This is a genomic window from Streptomyces sp. NBC_00210 (assembly GCF_045160975.1).
Classification (GTDB): Bacteria; Actinomycetota; Actinomycetes; order Streptomycetales; family Streptomycetaceae; genus Streptomyces.
The window spans coordinates 4,749,278-4,765,768 of sequence record NZ_CP108120.1 but is presented as its reverse complement, the minus strand read 5'-3'; the positions used below and the strand labels follow the sequence as shown (position 1 = coordinate 4,765,768).

General features: G+C 69.9%; 16 protein-coding genes and 1 riboswitch. Of the genes, 9 read left to right on the top strand and 7 right to left on the bottom strand.

Going from position 1 to position 16,491, the window contains the following annotated elements; genetic code table 11:
• Window positions 1-202: 202 nt before the first annotated feature.
• The 4 genes from groL to thrC all read right to left on the bottom strand — a co-directional run bounded on the left by groL (window position 203) and on the right by thrC (window position 4,382).
• Window positions 203-1,825: a chaperonin GroEL gene (gene groL / locus OG729_RS21690; protein ID WP_360868123.1), complete on the bottom strand. Its 1,623-nt coding sequence runs from the start codon at window positions 1,823-1,825 to the stop codon at window positions 203-205.
• A gap of 340 nt (window positions 1,826-2,165) precedes the next feature.
• Window positions 2,166-2,369, bottom strand: a complete 204-nt coding sequence (locus OG729_RS21685; protein ID WP_005315736.1) for a cold-shock protein — start codon at window positions 2,367-2,369, stop codon at window positions 2,166-2,168.
• Window positions 2,370-2,799: 430 nt separating this feature from the next.
• Window positions 2,800-3,075 carry a MoaD/ThiS family protein gene (locus OG729_RS21680; protein WP_360868126.1) on the bottom strand — a complete coding sequence of 92 codons (276 nt, stop codon included), beginning with the start codon at window positions 3,073-3,075 and terminating at the stop codon, window positions 2,800-2,802.
• Window positions 3,076-3,101: 26 nt separating this feature from the next.
• Window positions 3,102-4,382 (bottom strand): threonine synthase, encoded by a 1,281-nt coding sequence (gene thrC, locus OG729_RS21675; RefSeq protein WP_360868129.1) that lies wholly within the window; start codon window positions 4,380-4,382, stop codon window positions 3,102-3,104.
• Window positions 4,383-4,399: 17 nt separating this feature from the next.
• Window positions 4,400-4,527, bottom strand: a riboswitch (SAM riboswitch).
• 144 nt (window positions 4,528-4,671) lie between these two features.
• Here thrC and OG729_RS21670 point away from each other — a divergent pair.
• Genes OG729_RS21670 through OG729_RS21660 form a run of 3 tightly spaced genes read left to right on the top strand, consistent with a single transcriptional unit; the run spans window position 4,672 to window position 7,282 of the window.
• The gene (locus tag OG729_RS21670) at window positions 4,672-5,610 is read left to right on the top strand and encodes a glucosyl-3-phosphoglycerate synthase (RefSeq protein ID WP_360868132.1); all 939 of its coding nucleotides are present in this window, start codon (window positions 4,672-4,674) and stop codon (window positions 5,608-5,610) included.
• Window positions 5,611-5,648: 38 nt separating this feature from the next.
• Window positions 5,649-5,825 carry a hypothetical protein gene (locus OG729_RS21665; RefSeq protein WP_405807717.1) on the top strand — a complete coding sequence of 59 codons (177 nt, stop codon included), beginning with the start codon at window positions 5,649-5,651 and terminating at the stop codon, window positions 5,823-5,825.
• A gap of 53 nt (window positions 5,826-5,878) precedes the next feature.
• Window positions 5,879-7,282, top strand: coding sequence for a trehalose-6-phosphate synthase (locus OG729_RS21660; protein ID WP_405807716.1), 1,404 nt, complete (start codon window positions 5,879-5,881; stop codon window positions 7,280-7,282).
• Between the two features lie 85 nt (window positions 7,283-7,367).
• Here OG729_RS21660 and otsB read toward each other — a convergent pair whose 3' ends face one another.
• The 3 genes from otsB to OG729_RS21645 form a co-directional block, all read right to left on the bottom strand.
• Window positions 7,368-8,228: a trehalose-phosphatase gene (gene otsB / locus OG729_RS21655; RefSeq protein WP_360868140.1), complete on the bottom strand. Its 861-nt coding sequence runs from the start codon at window positions 8,226-8,228 to the stop codon at window positions 7,368-7,370.
• A gap of 9 nt (window positions 8,229-8,237) precedes the next feature.
• Window positions 8,238-8,474, bottom strand: a complete 237-nt coding sequence (locus tag OG729_RS21650) for a DUF3263 domain-containing protein (RefSeq protein ID WP_405807714.1) — start codon at window positions 8,472-8,474, stop codon at window positions 8,238-8,240.
• Between the two features lie 126 nt (window positions 8,475-8,600).
• Window positions 8,601-9,827, bottom strand: a complete 1,227-nt coding sequence (locus OG729_RS21645) for an extracellular solute-binding protein (protein ID WP_360868246.1) — start codon at window positions 9,825-9,827, stop codon at window positions 8,601-8,603.
• A gap of 283 nt (window positions 9,828-10,110) precedes the next feature.
• On the opposite strand from OG729_RS21645, the gene OG729_RS21640 reads away from it, so the two are divergent.
• From OG729_RS21640 to OG729_RS21615, 6 genes are all read left to right on the top strand, one after another.
• Window positions 10,111-11,004, top strand: coding sequence for an SIS domain-containing protein (locus tag OG729_RS21640; RefSeq protein ID WP_405807713.1), 894 nt, complete (start codon window positions 10,111-10,113; stop codon window positions 11,002-11,004).
• A gap of 892 nt (window positions 11,005-11,896) precedes the next feature.
• Complete coding sequence (locus OG729_RS21635) at window positions 11,897-12,811, top strand: ROK family protein (protein WP_405811216.1); 915 nt, start codon at window positions 11,897-11,899, stop codon at window positions 12,809-12,811.
• Window positions 12,811-13,956 carry an N-acetylglucosamine-6-phosphate deacetylase gene (nagA, locus tag OG729_RS21630; protein ID WP_360868152.1) on the top strand — a complete coding sequence of 382 codons (1,146 nt, stop codon included), beginning with the start codon at window positions 12,811-12,813 and terminating at the stop codon, window positions 13,954-13,956. The genes OG729_RS21635 and nagA overlap by 1 nt, the downstream gene beginning before the upstream one ends.
• Window positions 13,957-14,081: 125 nt before the next feature.
• A complete protein-coding gene (locus tag OG729_RS21625; protein ID WP_405807712.1) occupies window positions 14,082-15,008 on the top strand; it encodes a 1-phosphofructokinase family hexose kinase in 927 nt (308 codons plus the stop codon).
• Between the two features lie 96 nt (window positions 15,009-15,104).
• Window positions 15,105-15,989, top strand: coding sequence for a ketose-bisphosphate aldolase (locus OG729_RS21620; RefSeq protein ID WP_405807711.1), 885 nt, complete (start codon window positions 15,105-15,107; stop codon window positions 15,987-15,989).
• 180 nt (window positions 15,990-16,169) lie between these two features.
• A complete protein-coding gene (locus OG729_RS21615) occupies window positions 16,170-16,403 on the top strand; it encodes a hypothetical protein (protein ID WP_360868159.1) in 234 nt (77 codons plus the stop codon).
• The last annotated feature ends 88 nt before the right edge of the window (window positions 16,404-16,491 follow it).

Here is a 16,491-nt window from a genome sequence, read left to right as displayed (position 1 = left end):
CGTCCCTGTGCATACGTGCCCTCGCCCATTGCCTGTTCGACCCCGTCGCTCAGAGTCCTGCCTGGAGGAGACCTGTGGGCGCAGATCGGATAACAGAAACCGACTCGCCCTCCCCGGCCCGGATCCTGAAACGCCCGAGGGCGGTACCCCCCTGGGAGTGGGGGTACCGCCCTCGGTCAGGACCGGGTCCGAGCCGTCAGGCTCAGAAGTCCATGTCACCGCCCGGCATGCCGCCCGGAGCGGCCGCAGAGGCCTTCTCCGGCTTGTCGGCGATGACGGCCTCGGTGGTCAGGAACAGCGCCGCGATGGAGGCCGCGTTCTGCAGGGCAGAGCGGGTCACCTTCGCGGGGTCGATGATGCCCTCGGCGATCATGTCGACGTACTCGCCGGTCGCGGCGTTGAGGCCGTGACCCACGGTCAGGTTGCGCACCTTCTCCACAACGACGCCGCCCTCAAGGCCGGCGTTGACCGCGATCTGCTTCAGCGGGGCCTCCAGGGCCAGCTTCACAGCGGCGGCACCAGTGGCCTCGTCACCTTCGAGCTCGAGCTTCTCGAAGACGGCGGACGCCTGGATGAGCGCCACGCCACCACCGGCGACGATGCCCTCCTCGACGGCGGCCTTGGCGTTGCGCACCGCGTCCTCGATGCGGTGCTTGCGCTCCTTGAGCTCGACCTCGGTCGCGGCGCCGGCCTTGATGACGGCCACGCCGCCGGCCAGCTTCGCGAGGCGCTCCTGGAGCTTCTCGCGGTCGTAGTCCGAGTCGGAGTTCTCGATCTCGGCACGGATCTGGTTGACGCGACCGGCAACCTGGTCGCTCTCGCCCGCACCGTCGACGATCGTGGTCTCGTCCTTGGTGATGACGACCTTGCGGGCGCGGCCCAGCAGGTCCAGGCCGGCGTTCTCGAGCTTGAGGCCGACCTCCTCGGAGATGACCGTGCCGCCGGTGAGGATGGCGATGTCGTTCAGCATCGCCTTGCGGCGGTCGCCGAAGCCCGGGGCCTTGACGGCAACGGACTTGAAGGTGCCGCGGATCTTGTTGACGACCAGGGTCGACAGAGCCTCGCCCTCGACGTCCTCGGCGATGATCAGCAGCGGCTTGCCGGACTGCATGACCTTCTCGAGGAGCGGCAGCAGGTCCTTGACCGAGCTGATCTTCGAGTTGACGATCAGGATGTACGGGTCGTCGAGCGACGCCTCCATACGCTCCATGTCGGTGGCGAAGTACGCCGAGATGTAGCCCTTGTCGAAGCGCATACCCTCGGTGAGCTCCAGCTCCAGACCGAAGGTCTGGGACTCCTCGACGGTGATGACGCCTTCCTTGCCGACCTTGTCCATGGCTTCGGCGATGAGCTCGCCGATCTGGGTGTCGGCGGCGGAGATGGAGGCGGTCGAAGCGATCTGCTCCTTGGTCTCCACGTCCTTGGCCTGCTCGAGCAGGGCACCCGAGACGGCCTCGACGGCCTTCTCGATGCCGCGCTTGAGGGCCATCGGGTTGGCGCCGGCGGCTACGTTGCGCAGGCCCTCGCGAACCAGGGCCTGGGCGAGAACGGTCGCGGTGGTCGTACCGTCACCGGCGACGTCGTCCGTCTTCTTGGCGACTTCCTTGACCAGCTCGGCGCCGATCTTCTCGTACGGGTCCTCGAGCTCGATCTCCTTGGCGATGGAAACACCATCGTTGGTGATCGTGGGGGCGCCCCACTTCTTCTCGAGGACGACGTTACGGCCCTTGGGGCCAAGGGTGACCTTGACGGCGTCGGCGAGCTGGTTCATCCCGCGCTCGAGACCGCGCCGTGCCTCCTCGTCGAACGCGATGATCTTGGCCATGTGAAGTGGTCCTCCCGGACTGGGGTGGATTCTCCGGACCGCGCCTGGCGCCCGCGACGGACGGCCTGCAGGCCTTGTGGTTCCTTGCCCCACCCGGCTTGCGGACCTCACCGACCCGGTCCTCGTTGTCACTCTCACTGTCAGAGTGCTAACGCCAATGATTAGCACTCGACCCCAGAGAGTGCAAGCGCCCGAAGGGCTCCGTGAGGGGTGGTGGCCGGGCGCGGGCGGACGTGCACGCAATCCCGGCGTGCATACACGCGCACGAAGGGCCCGCATCCCTCGCGGGATGCGGGCCCTTCGGCGTGAGCGTGAGTGCGTCGGTGGTCGATCGCGCCGATCAGACGGCGAGCTTGACCATGTCCGCCTGCGGCCCCTTCTGGCCCTGCGAGATCTCGAATTCAACTCGCTGACCCTCTTCAAGGGTGCGGTAGCCGTCCATCTGGATCGCGCTGTAGTGGACGAAAACATCCGCACCACCGTCGACCGCGATGAAGCCGTACCCCTTCTCCGCGTTGAACCACTTGACGGTGCCCTGAGCCATGCCTAACTCCCCTATTACTGGCCCTTGCGCAGGACCGCACTTCGCGGACCCGGGTCAGACCTCACCCCGACAGGAGGGGTGTGCGCCGGAACGCGTCGACCGCGGCTGAATGTATCTGCCCAACTGCCCTCTGCAACAGGTCAATCGGACGAGAATTCTGAGCACGCGCGAACGGAAAATTGACCCGAATTCAAGAAATTACGGGGCAAGTCGGGCCCGGCAAATCACACCTAAGAGAGGCAATTCGATCGACCATATTGGCTGCTTCTTGTCACGCTCGGGCGCATTCTCATATGCGCCCGGCACACGCAGCGGAGGGGGGCTTCCCCAACTGTACCGCGCTCAACCATACAGAATTGCCCCCTCCGCTTCTCTTGCGGAGAGGGCAATACGCGTAACTCTGTGTGCCGTCCGACACGGCGTTTGACGATCAGCCTCCGGCGACGGCGGGGATGATCGAAACTCCCGCCCCGTCCGGCGTCGCCGTCTCGAGTCCCTGCTCGAAACGCACGTCGTCGTCATTCACGTACACGTTCACGAAGCGGCGCAGCTTGCCCTGGTCGTCGAGGACCCGGGCGGCGATTCCCGCGTGGTTCTTCTCCAGGTCGGCGATCACCTCGGAGAGGGTCGCGCCCTGGGCCGAGACCTCGGCCTGACCGCCCGTGTAGGTACGGAGAATGGTGGGGATGCGGACGTTGACACTCATGGTGCGTGCCTTTCTCGGGAGTCGGATCAGCCGGCCAGGCCGGCGTCGCGGAACGCGTCCAGGCTCGGGCGAATCGTGGCGGACGGGCCGGTCGTCGGCGCCACCGCGTCCAGGGTCTTGAGGCCGTCGCCGGTGTTGAGGACGACCGTGGTGAGCGCCGGGTCGAGCACGCCCGCCTCGATCAGCTTCTGCGTCACGCCCACGGTCACGCCACCAGCGGTCTCCGCGAAGATGCCCTCCGTGCGAGCGAGCAGCTTGATCGCGTCGACGACCTGCTCGTCGTTGACGTCCTCGACCGCACCGCCCGTGCGGCGCGCGATGTCCAGGACGTACGGACCGTCGGCCGGGTTGCCGATCGCCAGCGACTTGGCGATGGTGTTCGGCTTCTGGGGGCGTACGACGTCGTGTCCGGCCTTGAAGGCGGTCGACACCGGCGAGCAGCCCTCGGCCTGGGCGCCGAAGATCTTGTACGGCTTGTCCTCGACCAGGCCGAGCTTGATCAGCTCCTGCAGACCCTTGTCGATCTTCGTCAGCTGCGAGCCCGAGGCGATGGGGATGACGATCTGGTCCGGCAGCTGCCAGCCGAGCTGCTCGCAGATCTCGTACGCCAGCGTCTTGGAGCCCTCGCCGTAGTACGGGCGGAGGTTGACATTGACGAAGCCCCAGCCCTCGCCGAGCGGGTCGCCGATGAGCTCCGAGCAGAAGCGGTTGACGTCGTCGTAGTTGCCCTCGATGCCGACCAGCTCGCCGCCGTACACCGCGGCCATGACGACCTTGCCCTGCTCCAGGTCGTGCGGGATGAACACGCAGGAGCGGAAGCCGGCCCGCGCGGCGGCGGCGCCGACCGCGCCCGCGAGGTTGCCGGTGGAGGAGCAGGACAGGGTGGTGAAGCCGAAGGCGCGTGCGGCCTCGACGGCGATGGCGACAACGCGGTCCTTGAAGGAGTGCGTCGGGTTGCCGGAGTCGTCCTTGATGTACAGGCCGCCGGTGACGCCCAGCTCACGGGCCAGGTTGTCGGCCTTGACGAGCTTGGTGAAGCCGGGGTTGATGTTCGGCTTCTCGGCCACGTCGGCGGGGACGGGCAGCAGCGGGGCGTACCGCCAGATGTTGTTCGGACCCGCTTCGATCCGCTTCCTCAGCGCCTCGGGGTCACCGACCGGCAGGTCGTATGCGACTTCCAGCGGCCCGAAACAGGAGGCACAGGCGAAGATCGGGCCGAGTTCGAAACGCTCTCCGCACTCGCGGCACGAGAGCGCCGCGGCGGGACCGAGGTTCACGGGGGTGGTTGCGACAGTCTGCACAGCCATGATGGCGAGGCCCTTTCTCCTCATCTTCCTCGTGACGCATTTCGCCACGAGACGGAATTGGCACCTTCCCCACCGTGACCTCGCGGTCGGCGGGAGGGTTGCCGGGGCTTCAACGGGCCGTTCCCTCTGCCCCTCTGGATGAGCGGTATTCGATTGTCAGCGTGATGACCCCGGCATGCGACGGTCATCCGCGTTGTTCAAGACTGTAACCGAAGGCGGGAACGGTTGAGATAGTCGTCCGAACCGCGAGATGGATCACTTGCCGATCACGAGCCAGGGAGAAACGAGCGTGCTGGAAGAGGTGGAGCGCTGGCTGACCAGGCGTTCCTGGTCGGCGGCCGACCGCCCGCTCGGCAGGCTGATGGCCGCCAAGCGCGGTACGACCATCAGCGTCGTCCTGCCCGCGCTCGACGAGGAGTCGACCGTCGGTGAGATCGTCACCGTGATCCGGCGCGAGCTGATGGAGGCCACGGCGCTGGTCGACGAGCTGGTCGTGATCGACTCGGGCTCAAGCGACCGTACGGCCGAGGTGGCCGCGGCGGCCGGTGCGCGGGTGGTGCACCGTGACGCGATCCTGCCACGGATACCGGCGGTCCCCGGCAAGGGCGAGGTGCTGTGGCGCTCGCTGATGGTGACCAGCGGCGACATCGTCTGCTTCGTCGACGCCGACCTGCGGGAGTTCTCCGCGGACTTCGTCTCCGGGATCGTGGGGCCGCTGCTGACCGACCCCGAGGTGCAGTTCGTCAAGGCGATGTACGACCGTCCGCTGGGTGAGACGCCGGGTCAGGGCGGCAGGGTCACCGAGCTGGTGGCGCGCCCGCTGCTCAACCTGCACTGGCCGCAGCTGGCCGGCTTCGTCCAGCCGCTGGGCGGGGAGTACGCGGCACGGCGCTCGCTGCTGGAGCGGCTGCCCTTCCCTGTCGGATACGGCGTGGAGCTGGGCCTTCTCGTGGACGCGCTGCACACGGTGGGCCTGGATGCGCTGGCGCAGGTGGACGTCGGCTCTCGCAAACACCGCCACCAGGACGGACAGGCACTGGGCCGGATGGCGGCGGCGATCTACCGCACGGCTCAACTCCGGCTTTCCCGGGGCCACTTGGTGCGTCCTGCGCTCACCCAGTTCGAGCGGGGCGAGGGCGGTTTTGAACCGCGCACGTACACGGTGGACACGGATGAGCGGCCGCCGATGCGCGAGATCGGTGAGTACGCGGCGCGTCGCGCGGCATAAGCACGAAGAACCGGCCATCTTGTCTAAATTTCCCATGTATGAGCTTTAGACACAGAGTGGCGTTTCTCGGACAGGCGGTGGCCGACACCATCGCTCCCGCGCACCGCGGCAACCACAACAGCGAGCTCTTGTGGCTGCTGGGCGGCCTGGCGCTGAGCCTGACCGCGGCCGGGGTGGTCGCGGTCGCCGCGACACGGGGACGGCGTCATCATTGATGGCGTGCCGTACTCACGTTTGAGGGTCTGAGGGACGGGCTAGGTTTCGCGACATGGTCTCCGAGCACGCTGCCGCCCAGGTACTCGTCGCGTCGAACCGCGGCCCGGTCTCGTACACCCTGAACGAGGACGGGAGCCTCGACTCCCGCCGCGGCGGGGGCGGCCTGGTCTCCGGCCTCTCGGCCATCGGCTCCGAGGCGGAGGCGCTGTGGGTCTGCGCCGCCCTCGGCGACGGCGACCGCGAGGCGGTACGGCGCGGGGTGGCCGAACCCGGCGTACGGATGCTCGACATCGACACCACCGTGTTCACCGAGGCGTACAACGGCATCGCGAACTCGGTGCTGTGGTTCCTCCACCACATGCTCTACCAGACGCCGCTGGAGCCGGTCTTCGACGCGGAGTTCCGCCGCCAGTGGGCGTCGTACGAGGCATACAACCGCGCCTTCGCGGACGCACTGGCCGAGGAGGCCGCGCCGGGCGCCGCCGTCCTGATCCAGGACTACCACCTCGCGCTGGCGCCCCGAATGCTCCGCGCCCACCGTCCCGACCTGCGCATCGGCCACTTCTCGCACACGCCGTGGGCCCCGCCGGAGTACTTCCGGCTGCTGCCCGACGACATCGCCGCCCAACTGCTCGGCGGCATCCTCGGCGCCGACCGGGCCGCGTTCCTCACCCGGCGCTGGGCGGACGCGTTCACCGACTGCTGTCACAGCGTGCTGGGCCCCGGCATCCCGTCCGGCACCCGGATCGGGGTGCACGGCCTCGGCGCGGACGCGGACTTTCTGCGGGAGCGGTCGGACCGGCCGGATGTCCATGAGCGCCTGGTGGCACTGCGCGAGCAGGTCGGCGGGACGGACCGGAAGACGATCGTGCGGGTGGACCGCACCGAGCTGTCCAAGAACATCGTGCGCGGGCTGCTCGCCTACCGGCACCTCCTCGAGACCCGTCCCGAGTGGCGGGAGCGGGTCGTCCATGTCGCCTTCGCCTACCCGTCCCGGCAGGACCTGGCGGTCTACCGCGACTACACGGCAGAGGTCCAGCGCGTCGCCGACGAGATCAACTCGACGTACGGGACGGCGACTTGGAGCCCTGTCGTACTCCATGTGAAGGACGACTTCGCCCGCTCGCTGGCCGCGTACCGGCTTGCGGACGTGGCACTGGTCAACCCCATCCGCGACGGTATGAACCTGGTCGCCAAGGAGATTCCGGTCGTATCGGACGCGGGCTGCGTGCTGGTGCTTTCGCGCGAAGCAGGAGCGTACGAGGAACTGGGCGAGGACGCTCTGACGGTCAATCCGTACGACGTGACGGGCACCGCCGACGCGCTCCACGAGGCGCTGACGATGCCGGACGACGAACGGGCCCGGCGCACGAAGCGCCTGGCGGCCGCGGCGACGGCGCTGCCGCCGCAGAAGTGGTTCCTGGACCAGCTGCGGGCGCTGCGCGAGAGCGCGTGAGATTCCGGGCCAGGACCGGCGCGCGCGAGAGCGCGTAGGAACCCTGACCCGCGCCGGCCCGAGTTGAGAACCCGGGACCCGGGCCTTACTCCGACCGGCTCTGCAGCCGCCGCGCGAGCGCGCCCAGGAACTCCACGACCGCCGCCGGGCCCGGCAGCAGCAGGTCGGCGCGGCCCGCGACCTCCGGCACCTCCGCACTGCCGCTGCACACCAGCAGACCGGGCACGCCGTCCGAGCGGAGCTTCTCTACGGCCGCGAAGGCGGGCAGATCGCCCAGGTCGTCGCCCGCGTACAGGACCGCTTCGGCCCCCACTTCGCGTACGTACTCGGCGAGGGCCACGCCCTTGTCCATGCCCGGCGGGCGCAGCTCCAGGACCATGCGGCCGGGCTCCAGGATCAGCCCGTGGCGGGAAGCGAGCTCGGCAAGCGGCCCGCGCAGCGCGTCGAATGCGGCCTGTGGATCGGACGCACGGCGGGTGTGGACCGCGACCGCCCGGCCCTTCTCCTCGATCCACGTGCCGTGCCAGGCGCCGATGCGGTCGAGAAATCCGGGCAGCTCGGCACGGACGGCGGCGACGCCGGGATGCGGGGCGGGGGCCTTGACCGTGCCGCTGACGGCGTCCCAGCGCTCGGCGCCGTAGTGGCCGAGGACGACGAGGTGGTCCAGGCCCGGCTCTCCGGCGAAGCCGCCGTAGCGTACGGCGACTCCGGCGGGCCGGCCGGTGACCACGGCGACGGAGGCTACCTGGGGCGCAAGGGCGGCGATTGCGGGGACGGCGCCGGGGTGGGCGCGGGCCTGCTCGGGGTCGGGCACGATCTCGGCGAGCGTGCCGTCGAAGTCGAGGCCGACGACGGATTTCTCGGGCCGGGCGAGAAGCGCGGCCAGGCCTTCACGGCCGGCGGGGGTGGACGGCGTCGGCAGGGAGTGCGCGTACGGGGAGCCCATGCCCCGACCCTATCGGCGACTGCGTTTGGCGTCCCTGACACGGCGGAGCCGGTTGACCGTGACAGGGTCGTGGGCGAGGGCGCGCTCGTCGTCGATGAGGGCGTTGAGGAGCTGGTAGTAGCGGACCGGGGAGATGCCGAGCTGCTCCCTGATGGCCCGTTCCTTGGCGCCGGGTCCCGGCCAGGAGTGGTGCTCCATGGCCAGTACGGCGCGGTCGCGCTCGGAAAGCGCCTCGTCGTGGGTCATACGATCCAACATATCGGCGAGGCGCCGGCTCGGTGTCCCGGCTGTTCGGCGCCGCATAGCGCTGCTCGACGTTATCCGCGTTATCCGCGTTATCCGCGTTATCCGCGTTATCCGCCGCTGTTCGCGCTATTCGGCGTGCTCGGCGACGGTGGCGTCGCGGCCGATGCGGCCGAGGACGTCCTTCGGCTCGGTGCCCTGCTCCATGGCGGTGCCGATGTTCTTCTTGATGCTCTCGCTGACCTTCGCCCACGACGTCTTGCCGACCGGCGGAAGCACCGAGGTGGGGAGCTCCTCGAGGAACTCCCTGAGGTCCTGGTGCTTCGGGTTCTGTTCCATCGCCTCGGACGCGGAGACCGTCACCGGCAGCAGGTCGTTCTGGCCTGCGAAGTCGAGAACGTTCTTGTCGCTGAAGACGAAGTCGAGGAACTTACCGATCTCGCTGCGGTGGCCGTTCTGCTTGAAGCCCATGATCCAGTCGGCGACGCCCATAGCGGACTTCGGCTTGCCGGTGATGCCGGGCAGCGCCACCTTGCCGACCTGGATATTGGCCTTCTGAGCGGCCTGCATCAGGGACGGGTGGCCGTTGAGCATGCCGACCTCGCCGCGGGTGAAGGCGGCGAAGGCGTCCTTGCGGTTCAGCTTGCCGGGGGCGACCGGTCCGGTGAGGCCCTTCTCGACCAGGTTCGCCTTCAGCCAGTCGAAGGTGGCGATGTTCTGCTCGGAATCTATGGAGTAGCTGCCGCTCTGGTTGGTGTATCCCTCACCGCCGCCGCTGAGCAGCCACATCATGGTCTCGGCCTGGGCCTCTTCAGGACCCAGCGGCAGGGCGAAGGGGTACTTGGCGTTGGTGTTGGCCTTCAGCTTCTTCGCGTCGTCCTTGAGGTCGTCCCAGGTCTTCGGGTCCTCCTTGATGCCCGCCTCCTTGAAGAGCTGCTTGTTGTAGAAGAGCAGCCGGGTGGAGGCGACGAAGGGGAGGCCGTACTGGACGCGTCTCATCTCGCCCGCGTCGACGAGGGGGCCGAGGAAGTTGGACTGCACGGGGATGGAGAGCAACTGGTCGGCGGAGTAGAGCTTGTCGGCCGCGGCGTAGTCGGCGTACGCACCGATCTGCGCGACGTCGGGGGCCTTGCCGGCCTTGACCATCTCGGCGACCTTGCGGTCGACGTCGTTCCAGGACTCGATCTGGACGTCGATCTTGATGCCGGGGTTCTTGGCGGTGAAGGCCGCGGCGAGGTCGGACCAGTACTTCTTGCTGCTCTGGCCGCCGTCGACGTCGTAGTCGGCCGCGACGAGTTTGAGGGTGACATCGCTGGAACCGCTGGAACTGCCACAGCCCGTCAGGGCCACCGTCATGCCTAGTGCGGCAAGTGCCGCGGTCAGACCCAAGAAGCGCTGCTGCACAGCTCTTCCCCCACCCTCTGCTGTTGGTTGCAAGACTTGTCCCAGTCAGTTCCCCCGTGATGTCCGCTGAGATGAGGTGCGATTTTCCCCTATGGTGCCGCCGGAGGTCTACTCCACTGCATATCACTTCGACAACGTCTGTCCCTGAGGGCTTGAGCGTTGCCCGGGTGCGCCGATGCCTGCTAAGCACGACCCGGAGTTGTGCGTACGTCTACCTCGCTAGGAGCCATGCCGCATGTCCCGCACCGCAGCAGAGATAGCCACCCAGCCCGCGTGCTGGCGCCGAGCGGCCGAGGCCGCGGCCGCCTTCGACGGACTGCCGGAGCCGGGTGAGCGCGTCGCCGTCACCGGGTGCGGGACGTCCTGGTTCATGGCGATCGCGTACGCGGCGCTGCGGGAGGCGGCGGGGCTCGGCGAGACGGACGCGTTCGCGTCGTCCGAGTTCCCGTCGGGTCGTTCCTACGACCGCGTGGTGGCGATCACGCGCTCCGGCACCACGACGGAGGTCCTGGACCTGCTGTCCGAACTGCGCGGCAAGGTGCCGACGCTGGCCCTGACGGCGGACCCGAAGACTCCGGTGATGGAGGCGGCGGACGCGGTGGCGGTGCTGGACTGGGCGGACGAGGAGTCGGTGGTCCAGACGCGCTTCGCGACGACGGCGCTGGCGTTTCTGCGCGCGGGGCTCGGGGCGCTGCCGGGCGTCAAGTCGATCGCCGAGGCATCGGTCGACGCGGAGCTCGCGGTGACCGAGCCGCTGCCGGAGGCGGTGGTGGGGGCGGAGCAGTGGACGTTCCTGGGCCGCGGCTGGACGTACGGTCTGGCGCTGGAGGCGGGCCTGAAGATGCGCGAGGCGGCGGGGGCGTGGACGGAGGCGTACCCGGCGATGGAGTACCGCCACGGACCGATCTCGATCACCGGCCCGGGCAGGGTGACATGGGTCTTCGGCGCCCTGCCGGAGGGCCTGTCGGTGGACGTGTCCCGGGTGGGCGGCACGCTGGTCTCCCGCGCCGAGGCAGACCCCCTGGCCGACCTGATCCGCGCGCAGCGGCTGGCAGTCACGCTGGCGGAGGCGAGGGGGTTCGACCCGGACCGCCCGAGGAATCTGACGCGGAGCGTGATTCTGGGCTGAGGGGGTTCACCGGGGCTGCGCCCCGGCCCCCGAGGTACGCGGGCTTCGCGGCGTCGAGTGCACGCACAGCGGCTGCCGCCGGGCGGTGTGGGGCGGGTTGATCCCCCACCCCGCCCTCCCCCTACGGCCTGTCGGCCGTGGGAGGTACCTCCATCCCGAAACCGGGGCTACGCCCCGGCCCCCCGAGGCACGCCCGCTTCGCGGCGCGGAGAGCACGCCCCTGCACACCGGTCGCGGCGCGAAGCCGCCGCTCCCCGGGGCGCGTGCACCTCGCGGCGCGAAGCCGCCGCTTCCGGGACACGGGACCCACCCGCACGTCGTGACGCCAACCCGCCGCACCCCGGGGCGCGTGCACCTCGCGGCGCGAAGCCGCCGCTTCCGGGGACACGGGACCCACCCGCACGTCGTGACGCCAACCCGCCGCACCCCGGGGCGCGTGCACCTCGCGGCGCGAAGCCGCCGCTTCCGGGACACGGGACCCACCCGCACGTCGTGACGCCAACCCGCCGCACCCCGGGGCGCGTGCACCTCGCGGCGCGAAGCCGCCGCTTCCGGGGACACGGGACCCACCCGCACGTCGTGACGCCAACCCGCCGCACCCAAAGTGCGGGCACGTCGCGGCGCGGAGCTGCCGCTCCCCGAGGTGCGGGGGCGCACCCTCTCGTCGCGGCGCGAAGCTGCCGCTCCCGGGGGCGCGGGGGCTCAGCCACCCGTACCCCTCCCGGGGTCCGGGGCGGAGCCCCGGTTCGGGTAGGGGCGGGGTGGGGGAAACGCACCGGTGTTTTTGTATGGCGGCGCAACAATCCGGCGTAGTGGACTAGACCTTTCGCCCGCCCCCCGCCAGACTGTCCACGTGAAACACGTCATCGCCCTCGATGTGGGCGGCACCGGCATGAAAGCCGCCCTCGTCGCGGCAGACGGCACCCTCCTCCACGAGGCACGCCGCGCCACCGGGCGCGACCGTGGGCCCGATGCCGTCGTCGAGTCGATCCTCGCCTTCGCCGGCGAGCTACGCGCGTACGGCGAAACGCACCTCGGCCAGAGCGCCCTCGCCGTCGGCGTCGCCGTCCCCGGCATCGTCGACGCCGACCGCGGCATCGCCGTCTACGCCGCCAACCTCGGCTGGCGCGACGTACCCTTGCGCGAGCTGCTCAGCCGCAGGCTGCACGGCGTACCCGTCGCCCTCGGCCACGACGTCCGCACCGGCGGTCTCGCCGAGGGCCGGATCGGGGCCGGCAAGGGCGCCGACCGGTTCCTGTTCGTGCCGCTCGGCACCGGGATCGCCGGAGCCATCGGCATAGACGGGTCCATCGAAGCCGGGGCCCACGGCTACGCCGGCGAGATCGGCCACATCGTCGTCCGCCCCGACGGCCCCGACTGCGGCTGCGGCCAGCGCGGCTGCCTGGAGACGCTCGCCTCCGCCGCCGCGGTGACCCGCGCCTGGGCCGAGGCGAGCGGCGACCCGGCCGCCGACGCCGCCGACTGCGCGAAAGCCGTCGAGTCGGGCGACCCGAAAGCCGTCGCCGTCTGGCACGACGCCATCGACGCCCTCGCCGCCGGTCTCGTCACCGCGCTCACCCTGCTGGACCCCCGCACCCTGATCATCGGTGGCGGTCTCGCCGAGGCGGGGGAAACCTTGTTCACACCACTACGGGCCGCGGTCGAGGAGCGAGTCACGTTCCAGAAGCTGCCCGTCATCGTCCCGGCAGCCCTTGGGGACACCGCCGGATGCCTTGGCGCGGGGCTGCTCGCCTGGGATCTGCTCGCCACCGACCCGTTCGCCACCGACACGGAGGTAACCGCCTGATGGCCGACCGCATGGTTCTCACGGGCGCCCGGGTGGTGCTGCCGACCGGGATCGTCGAGAACGGACGGGTGATCGTCGAGGGTGCGAAGATCACCGGCGCCGTCCTCGCCGACACCCCCGCCGTCGATCTGACCGGCCATTGGGTCGTGCCCGGCTTCGTCGACATCCACAACCACGGCGGCGGCGGCGCCTCCTTCACCTCCGGCAGCGCCGAGGACGTCCTGAAGGGCGTACGGACCCACCGCGAACACGGCACCACCACCCTCGTCGCGTCCACGGTCACCGGCGAGATGGATTTCCTCGCCCACCGGGCCGGCTTCCTGTCCGAGCTGGTCGAGCAGGGCGACCTCGCGGGCATCCACTTCGAGGGCCCCTTCATCGCGCCGTGCCGCAAGGGCGCGCACAGCGAGGAGCTGCTGCGCGACCCGGACCCGGCCGAGGTGCGCAAGCTGATCGACGCGGCCCGTGGCACCGCGAAGATGGTCACTCTCGCCACCGAACTGCCCGGCGGCATCGACTCCGTACGCCTGCTCGCCGAGCACGGTGTGATCGCCGCGATCGGGCACACGGACGCGACGTACGAGCAGACCGTCGAGGCCATCGACGCGGGCGCGACGGTGGCGACGCACCTGTTCAACGCGATGCCCGCCCTCGGCCACCGCGCGCCGGGACCGATCGCCGCGCTCCTGGAGGACGAACGGATCACCGTCGAGCTGATCAACGACGGCACGCATCTGCATCCCGCCGCCCTGGAGCTGGCCTTCCACCGCGCGGGCGCGGCCCGGGTCGCCTTCATCACGGACGCCATGGACGCCGCCGGCTTCGGCGACGGGCGCTACGAGCTCGGCCCGCTCGCGGTCGACGTCAAGGACGGGGTCGCGCGCCTGGTCGACGGCGGCTCCATCGCCGGCTCGACGCTCACCCTGGACACGGCTTTCCAGCGCGCGGCCACCGTCGACCGGCTGCCGGTTCAGGACGTCGTCCAGGCCATCTCGGCCAATCCCGCGAAGCTGCTGGGCCTGTACGACCGGGTCGGCTCGCTGGAGCCGGGCAAGGACGCGGACCTGGTGGTGCTGGACGCCGCGTTCACGCTCAAAGGCGTGATGCGCAAGGGCGAATGGTTGATTGAGCCGCAACTGTCCTAACTAACATGATTTCTACGTAACTTACGCAAGGCGGTTGCCCAGGGGGTCTGGGCCAACCGTCTTCCGTTTGGCATGATCGGGGCGCGTACGGGCACGGCAAGCGCGTTCTGAGGGGGTGCGGCGGAGTGATCCTCACGGTCACGCTCAACACCGCGCTCGACATCACATACCGCGTCCCGGCCCTGATCCCGCACAACGCCCACCGCGTCACCGAGGTCCGCGAACGCCCTGGCGGCAAGGGCCTCAACGTCGCGCGCGTACTGTCCGCGCTGGGCCACGAAAGCATCGTCACCGGCTTCGTGGGCGGCCCCGTCGGCGCGGTGCTGCGCGATCTGCTGGCCCCGCTCGGCCCCCACGACGCGCTCGTGCCGATCGCCGGGACCACCCGGCGCACCATCGCCGTCGTGGACGACGCGAGCGGCGACACCACTCAGCTGAACGAGCCGGGCCCGACGGTGACGGCCGCCGAGTGGACCACGTTCCTGTCCGCGTACGAATCGCTGCTGCGGGACGCCGACGCCGTGGCCCTGTGCGGCAGCCTGCCGCCCGGCATCCATGTGGGCGCGTACGCCGAACTGGTCCGCAGGGCCCGTGCCGCGGGCGTACCCGCACTCCTGGACACCAGCGGTGAGCCGCTGCGCCGCGGCATCGCCGCCCGCCCCGACGTGGTCAAGCCCAACGCCGACGAGCTGGCCCAGCTCACCGGCTCCCGCGAGCCGCTGCGCGCCACGCGCGACGCCCGCCGCCGGGGCGCGCACACCGTGGTCACCTCGCTCGGCCCGGACGGCGTGCTCGCCGCAACGCCGGACGGCGTGTGGCAGGCGACCCCGCCGGCGCCGCTGAAGGGCAACCCGACGGGCGCGGGCGACTCGGCGGTGGCCGGGCTGCTCTCCGGCCTGGTGGAACGGCTGCCGTGGCCGGAGCGCCTCGCGCGGGCGGTGGCGCTTTCCGCGGCGACGGTGCTGGCCCCGGCGGCGGGCGAGTTCGACACCGCGGCGTACGAGGAGCTGCTGCCGCGCATAACGGTGACCGAGCGCGCGGCCGCGGCTTGAGCCGCCCCGGCTGCGGCGTGAACCGCCCCGGCCGCCACAACAGCACACGCGACGACCGCACAAACGGGCCTCGGTGCCCGGGAATTGGGATGCACCATGCCACTCGTCAGCACCGGTGAACTCGTCTCGGCCGCGGCGGCCGACGGCCGTGGCGTCGCCGCGTTCAATGTCATCACCCTGGAACACGCGGAGGCGATCGCCGCGGGCGCGGAGCAGGCGGGTGTGCCCGCGATCCTGCAGATTTCCGAGAACGCCGTGGCGTTCCACGGCGGCAGCGTCGCCGCAATAGCCGCCGCGGCGTCCGCGATCGCCCACGCCTCCACCGCCCCGCTCGCCCTCCACCTGGACCATGTCGTCTCCACGGAGCTCCTGCGGGCCGCGGCCGACGAGGACTTCAGCTCGGTGATGTTCGACGCCTCGAAGCTCCCGTACGACGAGAACGTCAAGGCCACGGCGGAAGCGGTGCGCTGGGGCCACGAGCGCGGCATCTGGATCGAGGCAGAACTGGGCCGGGTGGGCGGCAAGGAGGGCGAACCCCCGCTCGGCGCCCACGCACCCGGCGTCCGCACCGACCCGGCCGAGGCGGCGGCCTACGTCGCCGCCACGGGCGTGGATGCGCTGGCGGTGGCGGTCGGCTCCTCGCACGCGATGACGCAGCGCACGGCATCCCTGGACCACACCCTGATCACGCAGCTACGGGACGCGGTCCCGGTGCCGTTGGTCCTGCACGGCTCCTCGGGCGTCCCGGACGAGGAGATCCGCGCGGCCGTCGCCGCCGGCATGACCAAGATCAACGTCGGCACGGCGCTGAGCACGGCATTCACGGGCGCGGTCCGCACTTTCCTGGACACGAACCCGTCGACGGTGGACCCGCGGAAGTACCTGGTCCCGGCGCGCGCTGCGATGACCGCGACGGTGGCGGGGTTCCTGAACCTTATGGGGATTCAGTTGCCGGATCCACACGCAGAGATGAACAGGTAAGATCAACTTTTCATTGCTGCGATAGGTACCGCGGCAGCCGCGATGGCACTTGCGATATCGATGTCAAATCCCGCCCAGGCTGCGGGGACCACAGCTTTCAGACACTGCAGCACCACGGGTGCCAGTGGAGGCATCACCATCTCAAACTGGCACGGCCCCGACGCCAAGGTCGGCCTTGACATGAGCGTTTCGGACCTCTCGTCCGACAACCATCAGGTGAGGGTTCGCTTCATCTCCAAGGACACCAGGGGCGCCATCAAATACTGGCCCTGGCGCGCGAACAACGATGGATCCGGCACCACCAAAGAATGGAAAACAACCGCTGAGTACAGCGGCGGTCTTTTCGAAGTCGGGGTGCAGGTGGCCAGGTTCGCAGGCAACACCCAGGTGAATAGCTGCTCGACCTGGCGGTAGACCCGCGCTTGAGCGGTAACTGCACTTGAGACGATGCTCCTTGCACCTGCCGAGATGGCGCAGATGCAAGGAGCGTCAAATCTATCCG

Excerpts from the sequence above, each read along its gene's own strand:
- thrC (WP_360868129.1), bottom strand. The coding sequence starts at position 4,382 with ATGGCTGTGCAGACTGTCGCAACCACCCCCGTGAACCTCGGTCCCGCC.
- OG729_RS21665 (WP_405807717.1), top strand. The coding sequence starts at position 5,649 with ATGAGCTTTAGACACAGAGTGGCGTTTCTCGGACAGGCGGTGGCCGAC.
- OG729_RS21645 (WP_360868246.1), bottom strand. The coding sequence starts at position 9,827 with ATGACGGTGGCCCTGACGGGCTGTGGCAGTTCCAGCGGTTCCAGCGAT.
- OG729_RS21680 (WP_360868126.1), bottom strand. The coding sequence starts at position 3,075 with ATGAGTGTCAACGTCCGCATCCCCACCATTCTCCGTACCTACACGGGC.
- groL (WP_360868123.1), bottom strand. The coding sequence starts at position 1,825 with ATGGCCAAGATCATCGCGTTCGACGAGGAGGCACGGCGCGGTCTCGAG.
- OG729_RS21685 (WP_005315736.1), bottom strand. The coding sequence starts at position 2,369 with ATGGCTCAGGGCACCGTCAAGTGGTTCAACGCGGAGAAGGGGTACGGC.
- OG729_RS21640 (WP_405807713.1), top strand. The coding sequence starts at position 10,111 with ATGTCCCGCACCGCAGCAGAGATAGCCACCCAGCCCGCGTGCTGGCGC.
- nagA (WP_360868152.1), top strand. The coding sequence starts at position 12,811 with ATGGCCGACCGCATGGTTCTCACGGGCGCCCGGGTGGTGCTGCCGACC.
- OG729_RS21620 (WP_405807711.1), top strand. The coding sequence starts at position 15,105 with ATGCCACTCGTCAGCACCGGTGAACTCGTCTCGGCCGCGGCGGCCGAC.
- otsB (WP_360868140.1), bottom strand. The coding sequence starts at position 8,228 with ATGGGCTCCCCGTACGCGCACTCCCTGCCGACGCCGTCCACCCCCGCC.
- OG729_RS21615 (WP_360868159.1), top strand. The coding sequence starts at position 16,170 with ATGAGCGTTTCGGACCTCTCGTCCGACAACCATCAGGTGAGGGTTCGC.
- OG729_RS21660 (WP_405807716.1), top strand. The coding sequence starts at position 5,879 with ATGGTCTCCGAGCACGCTGCCGCCCAGGTACTCGTCGCGTCGAACCGC.
- OG729_RS21635 (WP_405811216.1), top strand. The coding sequence starts at position 11,897 with ATGAAAGCCGCCCTCGTCGCGGCAGACGGCACCCTCCTCCACGAGGCA.
- OG729_RS21650 (WP_405807714.1), bottom strand. The coding sequence starts at position 8,474 with ATGACCCACGACGAGGCGCTTTCCGAGCGCGACCGCGCCGTACTGGCC.